The following is a 21102-nucleotide window of genomic DNA, read 5'->3' as shown; positions in this document are numbered from 1 at the left end:
GGCTCAGATCAGCGCCGGCCAGAACAGCAGGAGCAAGCCCGCCAGTCCCATCGGCAGGCGGATCAGGAGGCGCCCCGGCGCGATGATGGCGCGGGAGATCAGCGCGAGGCCACCGAAGACCTGCGCCGCGGCGAAGAGCGCCGTCAGCGGCGTGGCGGCGAGCGCGATCAGCGCCGGGTGCGAGACCATCGACAGCGGGATGAGATAGAGCCCGATCCCCAGCACCATCGCCGTTCCCGCCACTTTCAGCCAGTTCTCGCCGACCATGCCGGCGGCGATGAAGACGGCGCCGCAGACCGGCGGCGTGATGGTCGAGAGAAGCGCGAACCAGAAGACGAAGAGATGCGCCTGCAGGGGTGCGAGGCCGAGCCCGATCAGCGCCGGCCCGGCGATCGAGACGCAGATCACATAGGCGGCGGTGGTCGGCACCTCCATCCCAAGGATGAGACAGGCGAGCGCCGTCAGCCCCAGCGCCGGCCAGAGCGCGCCGCCGGAGGCGGAGAGAATGAGCGAGGTGATCTTGACGCCCAGCCCGGTGATCGAAAGCACGCCGATGATGATCGAGGCGCAGATGATGATCGAGGCGATCAGCGCCACCTGCCGCCCCGCCGCCAGCGCGGCGCCGGCGAGCCGGGCGCCGAACCGGCGCAGCCCGACCGGCCCGCCCGCGTCCAGCCCGAGCAGCGCCCCCGCCGCCAGAATCGCGAGGCAGGCGGCGTATTGCGGCGTGTAACCGCCGCCGCCGCCGAGGAACATGCCCCAGAGCAGCACCCCGAACGGGACCGCGAAGAAGAGCACGGTGATCGCCACGTCGCGCGGCGCCGGGCGCTCGTCCTCGGGCAGCGCGCGCAGCGCGTGACGGGCGGCGAACGCGTCGACGCCGATCCAGACCGTCGCGAAATAGAGGATCGCCGGCAGCAGCGCCGCCGCCATGATCGCCTCGTAGGGGGCGCCGGTCAGCTCCACCATGACGAAGGCCCCGGCCCCCATCAGCGGCGGCATGATCTGCCCGCCGGAGGACGCCACCGCCTCCACCGCCCCGGCGAGCGACGACGGATAGCCGAGCCGGCGCATCGCCGGCAGCGTGACGGCGCCGGTCGAGGCGACATTCGCCGAGGCCGAGCCGGAGATCGAGCCGAAGAGCGCCGAGGAAAGCACAGAGACCTTCGCCGCCCCGCCCTTCAGCCGCCCGGCCGCCGCCCCGGCGAGGTTCATGAACCCCGCCCCCGCCTCGCCGGCGTTGAGGACGGCGCCGAAGATCACGAAGATCGCGACGATGGAGACCGACACCCCGGTCAGCTGCCCCCAGAGCCCGCCCTCGGCGATGGTGAGCGTGCCGAGAAACGAGGCGAGCGGCGCGCCGGTATGCCCGAACTCGCCCGGTATCAGATGCCCGAGAAGCCCGTAGCCGAGCGCGACCGCCGCGACCAGCGGCAGCGGCCAGCCGATCGACCGGCGCGCCATCTCCAACGCCGTGGCGAGCAGGACGACCGCCAGCGCGATCTGGATCGGCCCTTCGAGAAAGCCGTACTGGTCGGCCAGTTGGTCATGGTTCAGCGCCACCCAGAGCGCGGCGAAGAACCCCGGCGCGCCAAGCGCGGCGCCGGCCATCCGCCCGGCGCGGGTCCTCGCCGTCAGCACCATGGCGAAGGGGAGGGCGAGCGCCATGTGCACCGGCCGCGCCACCAGATTGGGGGTGAGCCCGGAAAAGATCAGCCAGAGGTGAAACGCGACGCTGAGGGCGCCAAGCGCCACCCAGACGGCGCGATAGGGGATGTCCTCATCCTGCAAGGCGAAGGTCTCTCTCTGATCGCCGGTCTTGGCCCCCCGCCGGGACCGCGAAGAGCCACGCGCCGCGCCGGCCCCTCCCGCCGATCCTGGCCCTGAGCCGGGATCCCGCCAAGATTGCGCGCCACCGTTCGGGGCCCCGGATCAAGTCCGGGGCCCCGGATCGCTTTCCTCGCGGAAACCGCGCCTCACATCTGCGCGTCGGTCAGCGCCCAGCCGATTTCCTTGTAATAGCGCGCCGCGCCGGGATGGATCTTGCCGGCGATGTTCGCCATCAGGTCGGAATCGACGCCGCCCCACCACGCCGACGCGGCGGCGAGGTCGGCTTTCCTCTCCCAGAACGCCCGCGTCAATTCATAGGCGGCGTCGTCGCTCATCGCCGCGGTCGCATAGGCGACGACGGGCAGCGAGGTGGTGACGATATCCGCGTCCTGCCCGGCATAGGTGCCGGCCGGGATCACCAGCTTCGCCCGCTTCGTCGCCGCGATCTCCTCCGCCGAGAGCGAGAGCACCTTCACGTCCAGCGACGCCGCCGCCTCGATCACGTTCGGCGCCGGCCACGACCCTGCGGTCACGAACCCGTCGATCTGGCCGTTCTTCAGCGCCGCGACGGCGTTGGAAAGCTCCGCATCCGCCAGCGTGACCTTCCCCTCCAGTCCGAAGAGCCCGAGATATTTCTCGCCTTCGCGCGCCCCGAAGGAGCCCTTGCCGAGGAGGATCGTCTTGCCCGCCAGCCCGGAAATGTCCTCGACCCCGGCATCGGCCCGCATCACGAAATGCATGGTGAGCGAAGGGATCGGGAAGAGCGCGCGGATCTCGTCGAACTTCGGGTCGCCCTTGTCCTTGAACGGCCCGGCGGCCTTCTGCGCCGCGCCGACCAGCGCCGGCGGCGTGGTGAAGACATAATCGCCGCCGCGCGCGCGGACCTCCATCACGTTCTGGACCGAGCCCTGGCTCTCCTCCACCGTGACGATGATCCCGCCCGCGGTCGCTTCCTTCACAGCCTCGGCGATTTCGACGCCCATCTGGTAATAGGACGTGCCGGTCTTGGCGGATTTGTAGGTGACGCGGGTTTCCGCCGCCGCCGCGCCCGCGGTCGCCGCCAGCGCCGCCGCGGTGATGAATGCCGTGAATTTCATCGGTCTCTCCCTTGATCCCGGTGTTGGCCGCCGGTCATGCGGCAGAGAGGCGCGGGATGCGGCCCCGGTCAAGGGGGCGCGTGCGTTCTCTATCCCTCCGCGCGTTCCTCGACGATGTCGATGCGGGGGAGGAAACTCTCAGGATCCGCCGCCTTCCAGGCGTCGGCGTAGATTGTGTCCTCCGGCGCATCGAGCAGCGCGTTCGCCGCCACGAAATTGTAGACCCGGTCGATCGGGCAGGATCCGGTGGCCCCGAGCCGGTGGACGAGGTGATGCGGCGCGAGATCGGTCGGATGCGTGAGCCCCGCCGCCGCGACGATATCGGCGAGCGCGAGCAGCGTCTGGCGGTGGAACCGCGCCGCGCGCTCCGCCTTCACATCGACGACCAGCCCGCGCTGGCGGCCCGGGTCCTGCGTCGCGACGCCGCTCGGGCAGGTGCCGAGATGGCAGCGCTTCGCCTGTATGCAGCCGATTGAGAACATGAAGGGCCGCGCCGCGTTGCACCAGTCGGCGCCGATTGCGAAATTCTTCGCCAGCGCGAAGCCGGAATAGACCTTGCCGCTGGCCCCGATCCGCACCTTGTCGCGCAGCCCGGTTCCAACAAGGGCGTTCCGGACCACGATCAGCCCCTCGGTCAGCGGCGCGCCGACGTTGTCGGAAAGCTCCATCGGGGCCGCGCCGGTGCCGCCCTCGGCCCCGTCGACGACGATGAAATCGAGGTAGATCTCGGACTTGAGCATCGCCTTCGCGATCGCCATCACCTCATGGTGCTGGCCGACGCAGAGCTTGATCCCGACCGGCTTGCCGCCGGAAAGCTCCCGCATCCGGGCGGCGAACGCCAGCATCTCCAGCGGCGACGAAAACGCCGAATGGCCGCGCGGCGAGAGGCAATCCTTCCCCACCGGCACTTTCCGGATCTCCGCGATCTCTTTCGAGACCTTCGGGCCGGGCAACAGCCCGCCATGGCCCGGTTTCGCGCCCTGGCTGAGCTTGATCTCGATCATCTTGACGATGTCGCGCGACGCCATCTCCCTGAACAGCCCCTCGTCGAACCGGCCCTCCGCGTCGCGGCAGCCGAAATAGCCGGAGCCGATCTCCCATACCAGATCGCCCCCCTGGAGGTGGTAGGGGCTGACCCCGCCCTCGCCGGTGTCGTGATAGAACCCGCCCAGCTTCGCGCCCTTGTTCAGCGCCGAGATCGCGTTGGCGGAAAGCGCGCCGAAGCTCATCGCGGAGATGTTCAGGACCGAGGCCGAATAGGGCCGCGCGCATTGCGGCCCGCCGATGGCGACGCGCGGGCTCGGGTCGGGGTTCTCCGCCGGCGCGATGGAATGCGTCAGCCATTTGAAGCTTCCGGCGGCGGGGTCGAGATCGGTGCCGAACGGCTGCGTGTCGATCCTGCCGAGCGAGCGGGCGGTCACGAGGTTGCGCGCGTCGAAGCTGAACGGCTTCCCTTCGAGGTCGCCCTCGACGATATAGGCGCGCAGATAGGGCCGGAGGTCGTAAAAAAGCCAGCGGATGCGCGCCGCGAACGGGTAGTTGCGCGTCAGCGTGTTGCCGGTCTGAAGCGCATCGAACACGCCGAGCGCCAGCACGGGCAGGGTGACGGCCAGCCCGAGCAGCCACCATCCGCTCAGGCTCGCGAGCCCGATCAAAGCGAAGGAGGCGACGAACGCCGCGACCGGCGCAATCGCCCGTTTCAGCCCGTCGGCGTCGAGAAAGCCGGAGAGACCGGTTCGCGCCGGCGCGCTTCTGCCCTGTTTCATGGGGGCAACATATCGCTATCGCCAGCATTGCGAAATCGCCTGTTCGCGATCCGCGCGAACGCGCCGGCGTCGGTCGCCGGCGAAGCCATTCAAACCCACGGCGCCCGCTCAAGCGGTTCTTGCGGGTGTCCAGCTATCGCTTCTTCGCCCTCGACGTGGAAACGGCCTGCAGCGACGTCGCGAGCATCTGCCAGATCGGTATCGCCTGCGTAAAATCGGACGACATGATCCAGACATGGTCCACATATGTGAACCCCCGGACGCATTTCTCGCCTTTCAACAGCAGATTGCACGGCATCGGCCCCGCCCATGTGACGGACGCGCCCGATTTCGCCGAGGCGATAGCATTGGTCGAGCCGCTGCTCGCGCGCCATCACATCATTCAACACAGCAATTTCGACCGCCGCGCGATCCACGGCGCCCACGCCCTGATCGGCCGGAAGGCGCCGCCCTGGACATGGGGTGACAGCGTGAGGATCGCCCGCCGCGCCTGGCCGGAGTTCATCGGCAATGGCGGTCATGGCCTCGCGCATCTGAAGCGGCGCCTCAAGCTGACCTTCGTTCACCACGATGCGGGCGAGGACGCCCGCGCTGCGGCTGAGGTGGTTCTTCATGCCGAGAAGCGTACCGGGCAGACGTTCGAGGCAATGCTTTTCTCCGCAGGCCAGGTTCGATAGCTGCCCGTAACCAACGTCAGACGGTTAATCCATCTACGCCGGCTCCCCGTCCCTGATTGCGATACGCCGCCCCCGGAAACCGGCGCGTCGCGGGCGTGAAGAAATCATCAACTCGGAATTTCCCAATGATTTCAACGAAATTCACCCGGTAGCCGTAGTTACCGGGTGAAATCGCCTCATCCCCGGCGGCTTCGGAGCAGGCCGACATGATCGTAGGTCGCCTCCAGAATCGGCTGGGCGATGGCGTTCGCGCGGTCGGCGCCGTCGCCGAGGATGCGGTCGATTTCGGCCGGATCGGCGAGGTAGTCGCGCATCCGTCCGGCGATTGGCGCGATCATCTCGACCGCGAGATCGGCGAGCGCCGGCTTGAATTCGCCGAACATCCTCCCGCCCCATTCGCCAAGCACCTGATCGACGCTCTCGCCCGAGAGCGCGGCGTAGACGCCCACGAGATTGCGGGCCTCCGGTCGGCCCTCCAGCCCGGCGGCGGCGGTGGGCAGCGGCTCCGGGTCGGTCTTCGCCTTCCTGATCTTTTTCGCGATCGCGTCGGCGTCGTCGATCAGGTTGATGCGGGAAAGGTCGGAAGGGTCCGATTTCGACATCTTCTTCGACCCGTCCCGCAGGCTCATCACCCGCGTCGCCGCGCCCTCGATGATCGGCTCGGTTTCCGGGAAAAAGCCGGGGCAGTCGTAATCGTTGTTGAACTTGATCGCGATGTCGCGGGTCAATTCCAGATGCTGCTTCTGGTCCTCGCCGACCGGCACATGCGTCGCGTGATAGACGAGGATGTCCGCCGCCATCAGCGAAGGATAGGCGTAGAGACCGAGCGACGACGCCTCCGCGTTCTTGCCGGATTTCTCCTTGAACTGGGTCATCCGGTTCATCCAGCCCATCCGCGCGACACAGTTGAATATCCAGGCGAGCTGGGTGTGCGCCGGCACCTGGGACTGGTTGAAAAGGATCGACTTCGTCGGGTCCAGCCCGCAGGCCATGAAGGCCGCCGCCAGCTCCCGGATCGCGGCGGTCAGCGCCTTCGGCTCCTGCCAGACGGTGATGGCGTGGAGGTCGACCATGCAGTAGATGGTCTCGAAATCCTGCTCCTGCATCTCGACAAAGCGCTTCACGGCGCCGAGATAGTTGCCGAGGTGAAGATTGCCCGAGGGCTGCACGCCGGAAAAGACGCGCCGGGTGTGGACTCCGGCTTCGGCCATGTCCGTCTCCTTCTTGATGGGACCGGCGGGGTTATGTATGCGGCTCCAGCCGTGGTCAAGCGAGGTGGAATGACCGACCGATTTCAACAGACCCGGCCGGCGCCGCCGCCGATCGTGTGGACGATGGCGCTGATCTTCGCGGCGTTCGAGCTGGCGTTTCATCTCGGCGCCACCGGCGATTATTTGCGCGCGCTCGCGTTCTCGCGCCTCTCCTTCTTCGATTTCTGGTTCCAGCGCGTGCTGGCGGGCGAGGATGTTCCCTTCGTTTTCTGGACCTCGTTCCTCACCTACGGGTTCCTGCATGGCGGGCTTCTGCACCTGCTGATGAATGGCGCGATCTTTCTCGCGCTGGGCGGAATGCTGGCGAACGCGCTGGGACCGGGGCGGTTCCTGATCCTCTTCTTCGCATCCTCGGCGGCCGGCGCTCTAGTATGGGGGCTTCTCTACACCGGCGACGAGCATGCGCAGCTCGTCGGCGCGTCCGGCGCGATCTTCGGTTTCATCGGAACGCTGAAACGATGGGAATGGCGCTGGATCGCGGCGACCGGAGCGCCGCAGAACCGGTTCTGGGGAACGATTATCGCGCTGACCCTGCTCAATGTCCTCCTCGCCTTCGCCGGGCCGGGCGGGGCGGCGGTGGCGTGGCAGGCGCATCTCGGCGGCTTTGTCGGCGGCTGGCTGATCGCGCCCGCCCTCGCGCCGGGCCGGGCCGGGCCGTCGCCGATCTGACGGGCGCCGATCCGGCCGGTTCAGTCAGGCAGGCGCACCGCGCCATCGTCATCCAGCGGGAAGCCGGGGTTCCAGGCGATCTCCCGGAGATGCCCGTCGGGATCGCGGAAATAACCGGCGTAGCCGCCCCAGTCGGTGTCTCGCGCCGGTTTGACGATTTCGGCGCCAAGGGCGGCCGCCTCCCTCATCGCCGCGTCGACTCCGCCCTTCGTGCGGGCGTTCTGCGCGAGCGCGAAAGCGCCGCTTCCGGCCATCCCGCTCTCGGCGACGCCGGGATCCGCGGCGAGAGCGGCGCGCGGAAAGAGCGAGAGCGCGACCCCGCCACACTGAAAGAAGGCGACGCCTGTCGCCGCCCGCACCGCGCGCCGCCATCCGAGCCCCTCGTAAAAGGCGACGCTTCGTTCGAAGTCGCGAACGCCGAGGGTGACGAGGGTGATACGCTGGTCCATGCGCCCCGATAGCAGACGCCCGCCCCGCGCGCCAAGCGCCGCGCTCTTGCCTGTTGGCGCGGAGGCGGCGCATGTTAAGACGCGATCGAGGCGTTGATGAAGACGCCGAAGGAAGGATGAAAGCGGCATGAAAGCAGTCACCACCGGCGCGGGGTCTATCCATTTCCGCGACGAGGGGCCGAAGGACGGCCGCGTCGTGCTCTTCTCCAACTCGCTCGGCACCGATCTGCGGGTTTGGGACCGGGTCGCGCCGCTGCTTCCCGCCGGTCTGAGGGTGATTCGTTACGACAAACGCGGGCACGGACCTTCCGATTGTCCGCCGCGTGGAACCTGGGGCATGGGCGATCATGTCGCCGACGCCGCCGCCCTGCTCGACGCGCTCGGGGTGAAGGGCGCGGTCGTCGTCGGGCTCTCGGTAGGCGGGCAGATCGCGCAGGGGCTGGCGGCCGAGCGGCCGGACCTGGTGCACGGCATGGCGCTCTGCGACACCGCGGCGAAGATCGGCGCGCCGAGCATGTGGGGCGAGCGGATCCAGACCATCGAGGCCGACGGGCTGGAGGGCATGGCCGACGCGGTGATGGAGCGCTGGTTCACGAAACGCTTCCGTACGGAGAAAAAGGCCGAACTGCGGCTCTGGCGAAACATGCTGACGCGCACTTCGCTCGACGGGTATCTCGGCTCCTGCGCCGCGATCGGCGACGCCGACCTTCGTGAAAGCACCGCCAGGCTCCGTCTGCCGACCCTCGCGGTCTGCGGCGACGAGGACGGCTCGACGCCGCCCGATCTGGTGCGCGAGACGGCGGCGCTGATCCCGGGCGCGGAATTCCATCTGATCCCCGGCGCCGGGCACCTGCCCTGCGTCGAGCAGCCGGAGATCCTGGCGACGCATTTGACCCAGTTCATGAAACGGATCGGCCATGTCTGACAGATACGCGCTCGGCATGGAGACCCGCCGCGCGGTGCTCGGCGACGCGCATGTCAATCGCGCCGAGGCGGCGCAAACAGAGTTCGACGAACCCTTCCAGCGCTTCATCACCGAGGGCGCCTGGGGTTCGGTCTGGTCGCGGCCGCATTTCACGAAACGCGAGCGCTCCATCGTTACGCTTTCTCTTCTCGCCGCGCTCGGCAATCTCGATGAAGTGGCGATGCATGTGCGCGCGACGCGCAGCACCGGGGCGACGGCGGACGACCTGATGGAGGCAATGCTGCACGTCGCTGTCTACGCCGGCGTGCCGCGGGCGAACGCCGCGATCAAGGTGATAAAGCAGGTTTACGCGGAGGACGAGCAGGCATGACCTATTTCCAACGCGATCGGAGCTGGCATCCGCCGGCATTCTTCCCACCCTACAAGACAAGCGTGAGGCGCTCGCCGCAATCGGCGCTGGTGATGCTGCCGGAGACATTGTCGGAAGCGACCGGGCCGGTTTTCGGCCAGTCGGCGCTCGGTCCGCTCGACAACGATCTGATCCGCAATTTTTCGCCCTCCGGCGAAGACGCGATCGGGCCGCGGATCATCGTCTATGGTCGGGTGGAGGATGAGGCCGGGCGACCGGTTCCCGGTGCGCTGATCGAAGTCTGGCAGGCCAATGCGGGCGGGCGCTATCGCCATGCGAAAGAAGGCTACGTCGCGCCGCTCGATCCGAATTTCGGCGGTTGCGGACGCTGCATCTCCGACGATGACGGCTGGTACGAGTTCCGCACCGTGCAGCCCGGGCCCTATCCTTGGCCGAACGGGCCGAATGACTGGCGCCCCGCGCATATCCACTTCTCGATCTTCGGGCGCAGCTTCACGCAGCGGCTGATCACCCAGATCTATTTCGAGGGCGACCCGATGATCTGGCGCTGCCCGATCGTCTCTTCGATCCCGTCGAAGGAAGGGATCGAGTCGCTGATCGCCGTATATGACCACGCGGCGACCGTGCCGATGGATGCGCGGGCTTATCGTTGGGATATCGTGCTTCGCGGCCGGCGGCGGACGATGTTCGAGGGGGACGCGAGATGATCCGGCGAACCGAATACCTGAAAGAGAGCCCGAGCCAGACCGCCGGACCTTACGTTCATATCGGCTGCGTGCCGAATTTCTGCGGCATCGGCGGGGTTTTCCCGGAAGACCTCGGGGCGACGATGATAACCGGCGAGGCGAAGGGTGAGCGGATCACCATTCGCGGGACGGTTCTCGACGGGACCGGCGCCGCGCTGAAGGACGCCATGGTGGAGATCTGGCAGGCGGACGCCGCCGGGCTCTACAATTCGCCCGAAGAGACTCGCGGAGAGGCCGATCCGCATTTCACCGGTTTCGGTCGGCGGGCGGGGGATTACGACACCGGCGAATGGCGGTTCGAGACGATCCGTCCCGGCCCGGTTCCCGGCCCTGGCGGCCGGATGCAGAACCCGCATGTCACCTTGTGGATCGTCGCGCGGGGGATCAATATCGGTCTTCATACGCGGATGTATTTTCCCGAGGACGACGTCTCCGCCGACCCGGTCCTTTCCCGGATCGAGCATCGGACGCGCGTCCCGACCCTGATCGCGAAACGGGAGGGGGCGGGACAGTACCGTTTCGATATTCATCTTCAGGGGCCGGACGAGACGATCTTCTTCGACTGTTGAGGACCCCATGACCAAGCCATGCATCATCTGCGTCGCCATCACCGGTTCGGTGCCGACGAAAGCCGACAATCCGGCGGTGCCGATCACCATCGAGGAACAGGTTGCGTCGACCCGCGAGGCCTTCGCGGCCGGGGCGAGCATCGCGCATCTCCATGTCCGCGACGACGCCGGAAAGCCGACCTCGGACCCGGCGCGCTTCGCTCGGCTGAAAGAGGCGCTGGAAGCGGCGTGTCCCGGCATGATCATCCAGTTCTCCACCGGCGGGCGCTCCGGCGCCGGCAAGGACCGGGGCGGCATGCTGCCGTTGAAGCCGGATATGGCCTCGCTTACCGTCGGGTCGAACAATTTTCCGACCCGCGTCTATGAAAACGGTCCAGACCTGGTGGACTGGCTGGCCTCGGAGATGCTGGCGGCGGATATCAAGCCGGAGATTGAGGCGTTCGATCTTTCGCATATTTTCCAGGCGGCGAAAATGCAGGCCGACGGGCGGCTCAAGCGCGATATCTACGTTCAATTCGTGATGGGCGTGAAAAACGCGATGCCGGTCGATCGGGAGGTGTTCGACTTTTATGTCGCGACGTTGAAACGGCTCAGCCCGGACTCCGAATGGTGCGCGGCGGGCATCGGTGCCGGTCAACTCACGCTCAACGAATGGTGCGTCGCGGGCGGCGGCCACGCCCGCACCGGACTGGAGGACAATGTCCGCCTCGACCGCGATACGCTCGCGCCCTCCAACGCGGCTCTCGTGCAACGCGTCGTCGACCTCTGCGCCAAATACGACCGGCCTGTCGCGACGCCGCAAGAGGCGCGGAAAATGCTGGGGTTGCGGGCGGGCTGAGCCGGCGCGTCGCTTCGGCCCGGATGTGGGTCGGCCCCCGCCGATGGGCGGCCGGCGCTCCGCGGTCCAAAACCAGGCGGCCCGTGGGCGCGAAAAGATGCTAAGGTTCTCGTTCTAGCAAGGGAGGACGAGAAAATGGCCGAGAGCGTCTACAAGGTTATCGAGATCGTCGGGACGAGCCCCACCTCGTGGGACAAGGCCGCCGCTGCGGCGGTCAAGCGCGCATCGAAATCGCTGCGCGACCTGCGTGTCGCCGAGGTGACCGAACAGGATCTGGTCATCGAGAAGGGCGCGATCACCGCCTATCGGACCAAGCTCAAGGTCTCGTTCAAGTTCGAGGACTGAACGGGAAAGCCGCCGCCGGGCGGCGGTCCGGTCGCCGCTCCGGTCAGGCGCGCGCCTGGTGGTAGTAGGCTTCGAGCGTCGTCGGCGTGGCGGCGATCGCATAGCTTTCTTTCGCGTCCATCGCTTCGGGCGCCGCGCCGTCGGCGATCTTCAGGAGCGCGCCCGCGAGGGCGGGGTCGGTTTCACCGGCGCGGCGCGCGGTCTTGTCGTCGAGCCAGGCGAGGTGTCGGCGCCAGGCCCTCTCCGTCTTCATCAGCCCCGCGAGGTCGATGGTGAGCGTGGCGGCGCGGTTCGCGAGGCGATCGGTCTCCGCCGCGACGGCCTCTGCGATGGGCGGCGGCGAGCGTTCTTCCGGAGTGACGAGGAGGCCGAGCCGACGCAGAAGCCGGCCTGAGCGCCGGCCGCCGAGAAACGCCGCGACCGGAACCGAAAGGCAGAGGCCGGCCAAGGCCGGGCTCATCCACGCCAGGAGCGACGATGAAATCGCGCCCGCGACCAGCGCGAGCGTGAAACCAGCGACGATATGCGGCCGATGGAACCGCCAGAGGCGCCGCCAGCGGAGCCGAAGCGCGCCGCGCGTCTGGATGTTCCAGCCGCTGTCGCGTCCGGTCAGGATTTCGGTGATGGCCGAAGTCTGGGTCAGCATCATCACAGGCGCGATCAGCGCCGAGAGGACGCTCTCGAGGATGAAACTGGGAATCACCCCGCGCCGCGCCCCTTTCGACGCCGGGTCGCGAAGATAGACCGCGACTCCCACGAACTTCGGCAGGAAGAGCACCGCCATGCAGACAGCGAAAAGCGCGATGGCGCGCTCCGAGTCGATCTGTGGCCAGGTCGGAAAGAGCGACCATTGCTCGGCGAAATAATCCGGCGGCGTGACATAGGCGTAGAGGGCGAGCGCCATGCCGGCGAGCAGAAAGAGCAGCCAGAGCGGCGAGGCGAGATAGGACATCGCGCCCATTGCGAGATGCAGTCGGCTGAGCGGGTGCAGCCCGGCGGTGAAGAGCAGCCGGAGATGCTGGAGATTGCCCTGGCACCAGCGCCGGTCGCGGGCCGCGAGCTCGATGAGATTGGGCGGCGCCTGTTCAAAGCTGCCGTCGAGGTCTTCGGCCATCCTGACCGCGTAGCCGGCGCGGCGAACCAGCGCGGCCTCGACGAAATCGTGGCTGAGGATCGAACCGCCGAAGGGCGGCAGGCCGCTGAGCGTCGGAAGGCCGGCCGTATCGGCGAAGACCCCGGTGCGGATGATTGCGTTGTGCCCCCAGTAGTTGCCGGCGTCGCCGAACCAGGCGCCGAGACCGCGCGCGTTCAGCGGGCCATAGACCCGGTTCGCGAACTGCTGAAGCCGGCCGAGCGGCGTCTCGCCGCCGATGAGCCGGGGCGCGGTCTGGATGATCCCGGCGGTCTCGTCCGCATTCAGCCGCCGGGCGAGTTCGAGAATCGTCGCCGGCGCCATCAGGCTGTCCGCGTCCAGCACGATGAAGGCGTCGTACTCGCTCCCCCAGCGTTCGATCCAGTCGCCGATATTGCCGGATTTTCGCGCCCTGTTGCGTAGCCGGTGGCGATAGAAAAGCCGCTCTTTCATGTCCGGGTCGGCCCGCGCGGCGTCCACCAAGTCCTGTTCGGCCAGCCATACCGCCAGATTGTTCGTGTCGCTCAGGAGGAACGCGTCGACCGGCGCGTCGTCGGTTTCGGCCGTTTCCGCGTCGAGGGCGCGAAGCGTGGCGAGGGCGGCGGCGACGACGCGCGCCGGCTCCTCGTTGTAGATCGGCAGGAGCAGCGCGATGCGCGCCGGAAGCGGCCCGTCCGTCATCGCCGGCGCGCCCCCCGCGCCGGCGCCGCGGCGAAGCAGCCCGGCGAGACTGGAGCAGGCGCCGAGCGCGATCCAGCCGATATTCACGACGAAAAGGGCGAGCATGGCGAACTCGATCGCGTTCATCCCGCCGACCGCGAGCACGCGCCACATCTCCTGCGCGAGGATCGCGGTCGCCGCGGCGGCGCCGATGAAAACGAGGAGACGCGCGCGGATCGTCGCCGCGTCGGTCGCGAGCCGGGTTCGGGCGCCGCGGTCGAAATGCCCGAGAGACTGCGTCGGCATCGGGAGCGCGGCTTGCGGCGGGAGCGGCGCGGCCTCGGTCTCGGCCGTTGTGGCGCTCGTCAGCTTCAGGCCACCCATCGGAAGATCCAGACCTCGGATGCGGCGGCGTCGCCCCTCACCAGGCTGGCGCGCAGGTCGACGACCTTGGCGCTCCCGTAAGCGAGCTGGAAAGCGATGCGCGCGCCGCCGATCTCCGGATTGCTCATGAATACGGCGTTCTGGATTTCGCCTTCGGAGGCCGTGATCACGGGCGCCAGTCCTTCGGCGGCGGACGCATCGCCGGGGGTGGCGTCGAGCGCGGCGAAGTCGATGGTGAAACGACGCGAGCCTTCGCCCGTCCCGACGCCCTCAAGCGTCCGGACGACCCGAAGTCGCTTGACGTCCGCCGGTGGCGCGTCCGCGCCCCAGGTCAGCCTGTAGGTGAAATCGGTTTCGCTTTTCTCCGCGAGCGGCTCGTCCGGGCGCCAATATGCGACGATGTTGTCGTGGATCTCCTCCTTGGTCGGAATCTCGAGGAGGTTGACCGCGCCGGCGCCCCAGTCGCCGATCGGCTCGACCCAGAGGCTCGGCCGCTTGTGATAGAGGGCTTCGAGATCTTCATATTCGGAGAAACGTTTCTCGCGCTGGATCAGCCCGAAGCCGCGCGGGCCGGTGTCCGTGAAGGCGCTCGCCTGAAGGCGCTGCGGATTCACGAGCGGCCTCCAGATGCGCTCGTCGCCGCCGTTCCAGATCGCCAGCCCGTCGGAATCGTGGATCGAGGGGCGGTAATCGTCGTGGCCGAAACGGTCCTTCGCGTTGAAAAGAAACATGGAGGTCATCGGCGCGATGCCGAGATGGTGGATTTCCTTTCGCGCGATGAGCGTCATCTCGACATCCATCTGTGTCGTCTCGCCCGGGCGGATGGTGAAGCGATAGGCCCCGGAGACGCTCGGGCTGTCGAGCAGCGCGTGGACCACCATTCGCCCGTCGCGCGGCCGCTCCAGCCAGAAGGCGCGGAAGAATGGAAACTCCTCGCCTTCAGGGTCGCCGGTGTTGATCGCCAGGCCGCGCGCGCTCAGCCCGTAGATCTGATTCTTCGCCACCGCGCGAAAATAGCTGGCGCCGGCGAAGACAAGAAATTCGTCCATCACGCCGGGCTGATTAAGCTCGGTCCGGGCGCGGAAACCGGCGAATTCAAGCGGGATGTCGGCGGCGGGTGGATCGGTGAACTGGAAGGTGAAGAGATCCGGCGTGTATTCCAGCTTGGCCGCTTCGCCCTCGCTCACGAGAAAGATTTCGACCGGAACGTTGAAGATGAACCCGGAATGGAAGAGATCGACGGAGAACCCGCTCGGCGGATTGGCGAAGAGGCGGCGATCCTCGCGAAACCGGATGCCCTGATATTCGGAGTAGGAAAGCCCCTTCATCGAATCGGGCAGCGCCGGCTCGGGCCAGGCGAACGGCGCGGAAGCGAGCGCGCGGGCGCGCTCCACAACAGTCGTGCGGCCGAACGGCTCCGCCTCGGCCGCCTCGGCCGCGTTCGCCGCAAACAACCTGTTCAGGGGGAGCGCTGACAGGGCGCCCAGAAATCGACGCCGGTTCACGATCTCGCCACTCCCTGAACACTCTCGTCTGGGGCCATCATTACCAAGCTCGTCCACCCTACTGCAATCGCCGCCCATGGGGCGGCGCATCACGTTCGTTAACGCAGTGCGACAAGTCTGCGCGCCGTCTGTTCAAACGCCGCGCGGGAGTATTTGGTTCCCGTGGCTCTCCGATCGAGTCCGTTCAATAGCGAATGAAGGGCCAAGGGCTGGCTTCCGACCCCGGCTCAAGCGCGACTTCGATCAGACGCGGCGCGTCGGCGGCGAGCGCCGCCTCTAGCGCAGGCCGAAGCGCGTCGGGATTTTCGACGCGACAGGCCCCGACGCCAAAGCTTTCCGCTAGCCTCACGAAATCGGGGTTCGTCAGGTCCGCGCCGATGACATGGCCATCGAAGGCGGTCTGCTGATCGCGCCGGACATTCCCGTAGGAGCTGTTGTTGAACACGATGACGGTGACCGCGAGCCCGTATTGCACCGCTGTCGCCAGCTCCTGCACCGCGAACATGAAGCCGCCATCGCCGCAGACCGAGATCACCGGCTTGTCGGGATGCGCCGCCTTCACGCCGAGCGCGGTCCCGAATCCGCTGCCGAGCGTCCCCTGGTAGCCGGAAGAGATGTAGGTTCTGGGGCGATAGACGGGGAAGCCGAACCACGAGGCGAAGCTGACCTGCGAGAGGTCGTCGACGAAATATCCGTCGTCCGGCAGAACTTCGCGGATCACCTTGAGATAATCGACCTGTGGACGCACTCCGGCGGTTTTCCGCTCGGTCGCGGCCTTGGTCTCGAGTATCTTTTCGCGGCGGCCTGACGATCCGGCGCCGGCCTTCGCTGCGGCCCGGATCAGCGCCCTGGTCGCCGGCGCCGCGTCGGCGAGGATATCCACGTCGCTCGGCGCGCGGCGGGCCTCGGCCGGGTCGATGTCGATGCGGATGCGCTTCAGCCCGGACGGCGGCGCGTCCCAGCGCCAGCCGGCGATTTCGAGGCGCGAACCGATCCCGATCAGGAGGTCGGTTTCGCGCCAGAGCGGATGGCCGGAGGCGATGGTGAGGCTGAGTTCATCCGCCTCGGAAATCGCGCCGCGGCCGTTGCGGAGCGCGATGACGGGCGCCTCCAGCATGTTCGCCAGCTCGAGCACCTCAGCCCCCGCGTCGATCGCGCCGCCGCCGATCAGGATCATCGGCGCCTTCGCCGCCCGGATGAGCTTCGCGGCCTCGGCGACGCGGGTCTCGTCAACCGGCGGCGGCGCGGCCGGCGCGATCGGATCGACAAGATCGACCTCCGCCGTCGTGGTGATCTGGTCCCAGAACATCTCAAGCGCCGCCGGCCCCTGTCGGCCCGAGAGCATCTGGCGGAAGGCTTCCGCGACCAGGCCGGGGGCTGCCGCCGGATGCTCGATCCGGTCCGCCCATTTCACCAGCTGGCGCAAGGTGGCGAGTTGGTCGCGCATCTCGTGAAGATGGCCGCGCCCGGCCCCGAAAAAACTGCTCGGGACCTGTCCTGTCAGACAGAGTACGGGGGCGTTGCAGCCGAAGGCGGTCAGCATCGCCGCCGAAGCGTTCAGCACGCCGGGTCCCGGGACGACCGAAAAGACGCCGGGCCGGCCGGTCGAGCGGGCGTAGCCGAACGCCATGTAGCCGCAGCCCTGCTCGTGGCGCGCGCCGATCGTCCGGATCGCGTTGCTGGCGCCATGGAGGGCGTCGAATATGCCGTAGGTCTGCGCGCCGGGCAGCCCGAAGACCGTATCGACGCCGTGTCGCTGAAGCGTCGCCACGATCGCTTCACCCCCAGTCATTTGTGGCATTTGGAACTTCCTTTCATGTGGGCAACCGCTGGCCCGTGGTCGTTACTCCGCCCGCGCCGGCCGCCGTCGCCGCAGCGAAAGAAGCGGGGGAATGAGCCAGAGCGCGAGCGTGGTCACACCCAACGTCGCCGCGATCGGGCGGGAGAAAAAGCCGAGCAGGTCGCCGTCCGAAATGATCATCGACGACATGAAGTTGTCCTCCAGCATCCCACCGAGAACAATTCCGAGGATCGCCGGCGCCACCGGGACGCCGTTCTCCTCCATGACGTAGGCGAGAACGCCGAAGATCAGCATCACGGTGACCCCGAAAGCGGTGTTGTTGATGGCGAAGGAGCCGACGATGCAGAACATCAGGATCACCGGCATCAGCACGTTCTGCGGGACCTTCAGTATCTGCCGCGACATGCGGATCGCGATGAAGCCGAGCGGGAGAAGGGCGATATTAGCGATGAAGAACGACATGAATACCGCGTAGATCAGCTCCGGGCTGTTCACGAAGACCATCGGCCCCGGATTCAGGCCCTTCATGTAGAGGACGCCGATGACGATCGCGGTGATCGAATCGCCCGGGATGCCGAAAACCGTGGCCGGCACCCATGCGCCGGCGAGCGAAGCGTTGTTGGAGGCGCCGGCGTCCACCAGTCCTTCGGGATTCCCCGTGCCGAACTTTTCCGGCTCCTTGGAGAACTTCTTGGAGATGGCGAAGGAGATCCACGCGGCGATGTCGCCGCCGGCGCCGGGAAGGATGCCGACGACCGCGCCGATCAGGCTGCCGCGGCCGATATTCCGCTTGTAGCGATAGAGGATCGGCCCGAGCCCGCGGAAGATGTTTCCCATCGCTTTCTGCGGCGGACGCGGGAGCGACGTGGTCGCGGTGAAATAACGGATGATCTCCGAGATCGCGAACATCCCGATCATCGCCGGGATGAAGCTCACCCCGCCCAGCAGTTCCGTGTTGCCGAAGGTGAAGCGGGGATAGCCGGCGGTGATGTCGAGGCCGATAGTGGCGACGAAGAGGCCGATCAGGAGCGAAACGAACCCCTTCAAGGTCGAACCCGATGAGATCACGACGCCGCAGGAGAGACCGAGACAGGCGAGCCAGAAATATTCGAAAGAGGAGAACTGAAGCGCGAATTCGGCGAGCACCGGCGCGGTGAAGGAGAGCACGACCGACCCGGTCAGACCGCCGATCACCGCGCAGACGAGCAGAATCCCGAGCGCGCGTTCGGCGTGCCCCTTTCGCGTCATCGCGTAGGATTCCTCGCAATAGGCGGCCGAGGCGGGCGTGCCGGGGATCCGAAGCAGCGCGCCGGGAATGTCTCCGGCGAAGATCGCCATCGCGACGGCGGTGACGATCATCGCGATGGCGGGAATCGGATCCATGAAAAAGGTGAAAGGGATCAGGAGCGCTGTCGCCATCGTCGCGGTAAGCCCGGGCATGGCGCCGACGAAAAGGCCGAACAGCGCCGCCAGCAGCATGACCCCCATCGTGTACGGTTCGGTGATGAGTTCGAGCGCCTTGAGGATGGGGTCCATGCGGATCTCCTACCAGGCGACGGGGAGCAGCACTCCCCAGGGAAGCGGCACCAGAAGCAGCTTCGCGAACAGGGAATGGATGACCAGCGTCGTCACCACCGCGACGATGACGCTCGTCAGCGCGCTGACGCGCAGCCTCAGCATGAGCACTGTCAGCAGAGCCGTCGACACCGGGATGAAGCCGACCGGGTCCGCCAGAAGGATGTAGAGGATGACGCCGAGGATCAGCAGGCCGAGATTGAGCGCCATCCGCCGGTCCTTCGCCCAGGGGCCGAGGGCGATCAGCGCCCCCGCCCCGGCTTCGCGCCGCGCGGCCTGACCGCGAAAGATCAGCGCGACCCCGCAGATGATGAGGCCGATCCCGATCAGGATCGGAAAGAGGTCGGGCCCGAAATCCTGACCGTGAAGCGAGGGGAATGTTGTCGTGTAGGCGATCTCGGCGATCGCGAAAACGATAAGGAATGCGCCGATAACGGCATCGTTCAAACGCATGTGGCCTATCCGTGGCTGGGTCGGCGGGGGCCGGACGGGGCGGCCGGGGCCGCTCCGCCCGGAACCGTCACTCTTTCGCCAGGCCGACCGATTTCATGACCTTGCCGAGCGATTCGTTGCTCTCCGCCATGAAGGTGGCGGCGTCGTCGCCGGACGCCCAGATCATGCCGTAGCCGCGGCTGTTCATGAACTCTTTGAACTCGTCGGAGTTATACGCCTTCTCCAGCGAGGCCTTCAGCCTGTCGGCGACATCCTGCGGCAGGCCCTTCGGGCCGGCGATGCCGCGCCATGCGCCCATCTTCCAGTCGAGTCCCGTCGCGTCCTTCAGCGTCGGAACGTCCGGATAGGCGGCGAGCGGCTCATCCGCCATGATCGCCAGCGAGCGCACCTTGCCGGCGCTGATCAGCGATTCCGCCTCGGGCAGCGAGCACGGCACGATGTCGACGGCGCCGGCGGCCAGTGACTGAAGGCCCGCCGCGGCGCCTTTCGACGGAACCCACGGCACGGCGTCGGGCGAGATGTCGGAAGACTGAAGCAGACCCGCGACGGCGAGATGCCAGATGCCGCCCTGGCCGGTGCCGGACGCCTTGTGCGCGCCCGGATCGGCCTTCACGGCCGCCAGAACGTCATCGACGGACTGCCATGGGGAATCGGCGCGCACCTGAACGCCTGCGGGGTCGAAATTGTAGATCACGAGCGGCGTGTAGTCGGCGCTCGTCAGTTCGGTGATGCCCGACCAGTGCATCATCCCGATCTCGACGGTCAGAACGCCGATCGTGTAGCCGTCCGGCTCCGCGGTGGCGATGGCCGAATGGCCGACGACGCCGCTGCCGCCGGTGCGGTTCACGACATTGACCGGCTGGCCGAGATCTTCCTCGAGCAACTTGCCGAGAATACGCCCGGTGGCGTCGGTTCCGCCGCCGGCGCCCCATGGCACGATGAGCGTGATCGGGCGCTCGGGATATTCGGCCTGAGCCGGGACCGCGGCGGCCGCGGCGACCAGCCCGCCGATGGCCAGCGCGGCGAGCGCGCCAAGACTGTTTCGTTTCAGCATGTGCATCCTCCTATCAGGCGTTTCCTCCGGCGCGCGGAAACTCTGATCGGTCCGTCGAGCCGTTTCACTTCGGTGAAGCGGTATGATGATGTGTCAGGATAACTGACGTTGCAAGCGATCCCCTGACAAAGTGCGACCTCCCGTCGACTGAGCGTCGACGGGAGGCCGGGCGGGTGAACCGAAAACTGATTTTGCGTCAGGCCTGATCGTGGAACAGCGCCTGCGCGATCGCGGCCTCGACGGCTTCGGGGCGGAAGGGTTTCGTAATCAGGAAAGGCGGCTCCACCCGGTCGCCGGTGAGCAACCGTTCAGGATAGGCGGTGATGAAGATGACCGGGACCGTCATCTTCGTGAGAATCTCGTCGACCGCTTCGACGCCGGACGATCCGTCAGCGAGCTGTATATCCGCGAGGATGAGGTCGGGCTTCGTTTCGCTCGCGCTGGCCGCGGCTTCCTTGTGAGTCTGCGCTACGGCGACGACGGTGTGATCCATGCCGGCGACGATGCTCTCGATGTCGAGCGCGATGATTGGCTCGTCCTCGATGATCAGGACGCGCGCGCGGCGGGATTTTTCGACTTCGTCCCTGCCCGCGCGCGCAAGAACCCCGGCCTCGTCAGCGTCGATATCCATCACCTTCGCCGCCTCCTCGGGGGTGAACTCCTCGACTGCCGTCAGCAGAAGAAACTGCCGTGCGGGCGACGTGGCGCGGCCGCCGCCCGCCGCGCCGTCGGGAATCGCGGCGGAGGACCAGATCGCGTGAAAAAGCCGGTAGAGCCCGGTGCGCGGCTCGAGCGCGTGATCCATCGCATTCCTGTCCGCGATCAGCGTTTCCAGCGTCTGGGCGACGAATCCGTCGCCCGCCTCTTGCGAGCCGGTGAGCGCGCGCGCGAATCTCCGGAGATAGGGCAGATAGGGCGCGATGACCGCCGAAAGGTTCGTCTGGTCCGTCGCCGGCGTCGTGCTGTTCATTCTGAGCCTCGAAAAA

At 67.2% G+C, this 21102-nt stretch carries 20 protein-coding genes; 8 read left to right on the top strand and 12 right to left on the bottom strand.

Translation table 11 applies throughout. The annotated features are described in order from the left end of the window. Positions 1–3: 3 nt before the first annotated feature. The 3 genes from G5B40_RS09805 to G5B40_RS09795 all read right to left on the bottom strand — a co-directional run bounded on the left by G5B40_RS09805 (position 4) and on the right by G5B40_RS09795 (position 4693). A complete protein-coding gene (locus G5B40_RS09805) occupies positions 4–1791 on the bottom strand; it encodes a TRAP transporter permease (RefSeq protein ID WP_211907441.1) in 1788 nt (595 codons plus the stop codon). A 185-nt stretch (positions 1792–1976) separates the two neighbouring features. Beyond that, entirely contained in the window at positions 1977–2927 is a 951-nt protein-coding gene (locus G5B40_RS09800) for a TAXI family TRAP transporter solute-binding subunit (protein ID WP_165098001.1), read from the bottom strand. An 89-nt stretch (positions 2928–3016) separates the two neighbouring features. Beyond that, entirely contained in the window at positions 3017–4693 is a 1677-nt protein-coding gene (locus tag G5B40_RS09795) for an FMN-binding glutamate synthase family protein (RefSeq protein WP_165097999.1), read from the bottom strand. A 125-nt stretch (positions 4694–4818) separates the two neighbouring features. Between G5B40_RS09795 and G5B40_RS09790 the strand changes: the two genes are divergently transcribed. Further along, positions 4819–5370 carry a 3'-5' exonuclease gene (locus G5B40_RS09790; protein ID WP_246209794.1) on the top strand — a complete coding sequence of 184 codons (552 nt, stop codon included), beginning with the start codon at positions 4819–4821 and terminating at the stop codon, positions 5368–5370. A 176-nt stretch (positions 5371–5546) separates the two neighbouring features. Here G5B40_RS09790 and trpS read toward each other — a convergent pair whose 3' ends face one another. After that, complete coding sequence (gene trpS, locus G5B40_RS09785) at positions 5547–6581, bottom strand: tryptophan--tRNA ligase (protein WP_165097995.1); 1035 nt, start codon at positions 6579–6581, stop codon at positions 5547–5549. 69 nt (positions 6582–6650) lie between these two features. On the opposite strand from trpS, the gene G5B40_RS09780 reads away from it, so the two are divergent. Continuing rightward, entirely contained in the window at positions 6651–7310 is a 660-nt protein-coding gene (locus G5B40_RS09780; protein WP_165097993.1) for a rhomboid family intramembrane serine protease, read from the top strand. Positions 7311–7330: 20 nt separating this feature from the next. Here G5B40_RS09780 and G5B40_RS09775 read toward each other — a convergent pair whose 3' ends face one another. Further along, complete coding sequence (locus tag G5B40_RS09775) at positions 7331–7759, bottom strand: VOC family protein (RefSeq protein WP_165097991.1); 429 nt, start codon at positions 7757–7759, stop codon at positions 7331–7333. A gap of 127 nt (positions 7760–7886) precedes the next feature. On the opposite strand from G5B40_RS09775, the gene pcaD reads away from it, so the two are divergent. From pcaD to G5B40_RS09745, 6 genes are all read left to right on the top strand, one after another. Continuing rightward, positions 7887–8684, top strand: a complete 798-nt coding sequence (gene pcaD / locus G5B40_RS09770) for a 3-oxoadipate enol-lactonase (RefSeq protein WP_165097989.1) — start codon at positions 7887–7889, stop codon at positions 8682–8684. Beyond that, the gene (pcaC, locus tag G5B40_RS09765) at positions 8677–9054 is read left to right on the top strand and encodes a 4-carboxymuconolactone decarboxylase (protein ID WP_165097987.1); all 378 of its coding nucleotides are present in this window, start codon (positions 8677–8679) and stop codon (positions 9052–9054) included. The genes pcaD and pcaC overlap by 8 nt, the downstream gene beginning before the upstream one ends. Beyond that, on the top strand, positions 9051–9761 hold the full coding sequence (gene pcaH, locus G5B40_RS09760; RefSeq protein ID WP_165097984.1) for a protocatechuate 3,4-dioxygenase subunit beta: 711 nt from the start codon (positions 9051–9053) through the stop codon (positions 9759–9761). The genes pcaC and pcaH overlap by 4 nt, the downstream gene beginning before the upstream one ends. Beyond that, positions 9758–10369, top strand: coding sequence for a protocatechuate 3,4-dioxygenase subunit alpha (gene pcaG / locus G5B40_RS09755; RefSeq protein ID WP_165097981.1), 612 nt, complete (start codon positions 9758–9760; stop codon positions 10367–10369). Before pcaH ends, pcaG begins: the two co-directional genes overlap by 4 nt. Positions 10370–10376: 7 nt before the next feature. After that, positions 10377–11207, top strand: coding sequence for a 3-oxoadipate:acetyl-CoA acetyltransferase (locus G5B40_RS09750; protein WP_165097978.1), 831 nt, complete (start codon positions 10377–10379; stop codon positions 11205–11207). 135 nt (positions 11208–11342) lie between these two features. Beyond that, the gene (locus G5B40_RS09745) at positions 11343–11552 is read left to right on the top strand and encodes a dodecin family protein (RefSeq protein WP_165097976.1); all 210 of its coding nucleotides are present in this window, start codon (positions 11343–11345) and stop codon (positions 11550–11552) included. 43 nt (positions 11553–11595) lie between these two features. Here the strand turns inward: G5B40_RS09745 and mdoH are convergent, their stop codons facing one another. From mdoH to G5B40_RS09710, 7 genes are all read right to left on the bottom strand, one after another. Then, positions 11596–13728 (bottom strand): glucans biosynthesis glucosyltransferase MdoH, encoded by a 2133-nt coding sequence (gene mdoH / locus G5B40_RS09740; RefSeq protein WP_165097974.1) that lies wholly within the window; start codon positions 13726–13728, stop codon positions 11596–11598. Then, positions 13716–15233: an OpgD/OpgG family glucan biosynthesis protein gene (locus tag G5B40_RS09735; protein WP_211907440.1), complete on the bottom strand. Its 1518-nt coding sequence runs from the start codon at positions 15231–15233 to the stop codon at positions 13716–13718. The genes mdoH and G5B40_RS09735 overlap by 13 nt, the downstream gene beginning before the upstream one ends. A 184-nt stretch (positions 15234–15417) precedes the next feature. After that, a complete protein-coding gene (locus G5B40_RS09730; protein WP_165097972.1) occupies positions 15418–17034 on the bottom strand; it encodes a thiamine pyrophosphate-dependent enzyme in 1617 nt (538 codons plus the stop codon). A gap of 42 nt (positions 17035–17076) precedes the next feature. Then, a complete protein-coding gene (locus G5B40_RS09725; protein ID WP_165097969.1) occupies positions 17077–18570 on the bottom strand; it encodes a tripartite tricarboxylate transporter permease in 1494 nt (497 codons plus the stop codon). A 9-nt stretch (positions 18571–18579) separates the two neighbouring features. Further along, positions 18580–19062 (bottom strand): tripartite tricarboxylate transporter TctB family protein, encoded by a 483-nt coding sequence (locus G5B40_RS09720; protein WP_165097967.1) that lies wholly within the window; start codon positions 19060–19062, stop codon positions 18580–18582. A gap of 67 nt (positions 19063–19129) precedes the next feature. Continuing rightward, positions 19130–20116 (bottom strand): tripartite tricarboxylate transporter substrate binding protein, encoded by a 987-nt coding sequence (locus G5B40_RS09715; protein WP_246209791.1) that lies wholly within the window; start codon positions 20114–20116, stop codon positions 19130–19132. Between the two features lie 196 nt (positions 20117–20312). Further along, on the bottom strand, positions 20313–21086 hold the full coding sequence (locus G5B40_RS09710) for a response regulator (RefSeq protein ID WP_165097963.1): 774 nt from the start codon (positions 21084–21086) through the stop codon (positions 20313–20315). Positions 21087–21102: the final 16 nt, after the last annotated feature.

The sequence above is a fragment of the Pikeienuella piscinae genome (assembly GCF_011044155.1).
Lineage (GTDB): Bacteria > Pseudomonadota > Alphaproteobacteria > Rhodobacterales > Rhodobacteraceae > Pikeienuella > Pikeienuella piscinae.
This window is presented reverse-complemented; position numbering and strand designations above follow the sequence as displayed.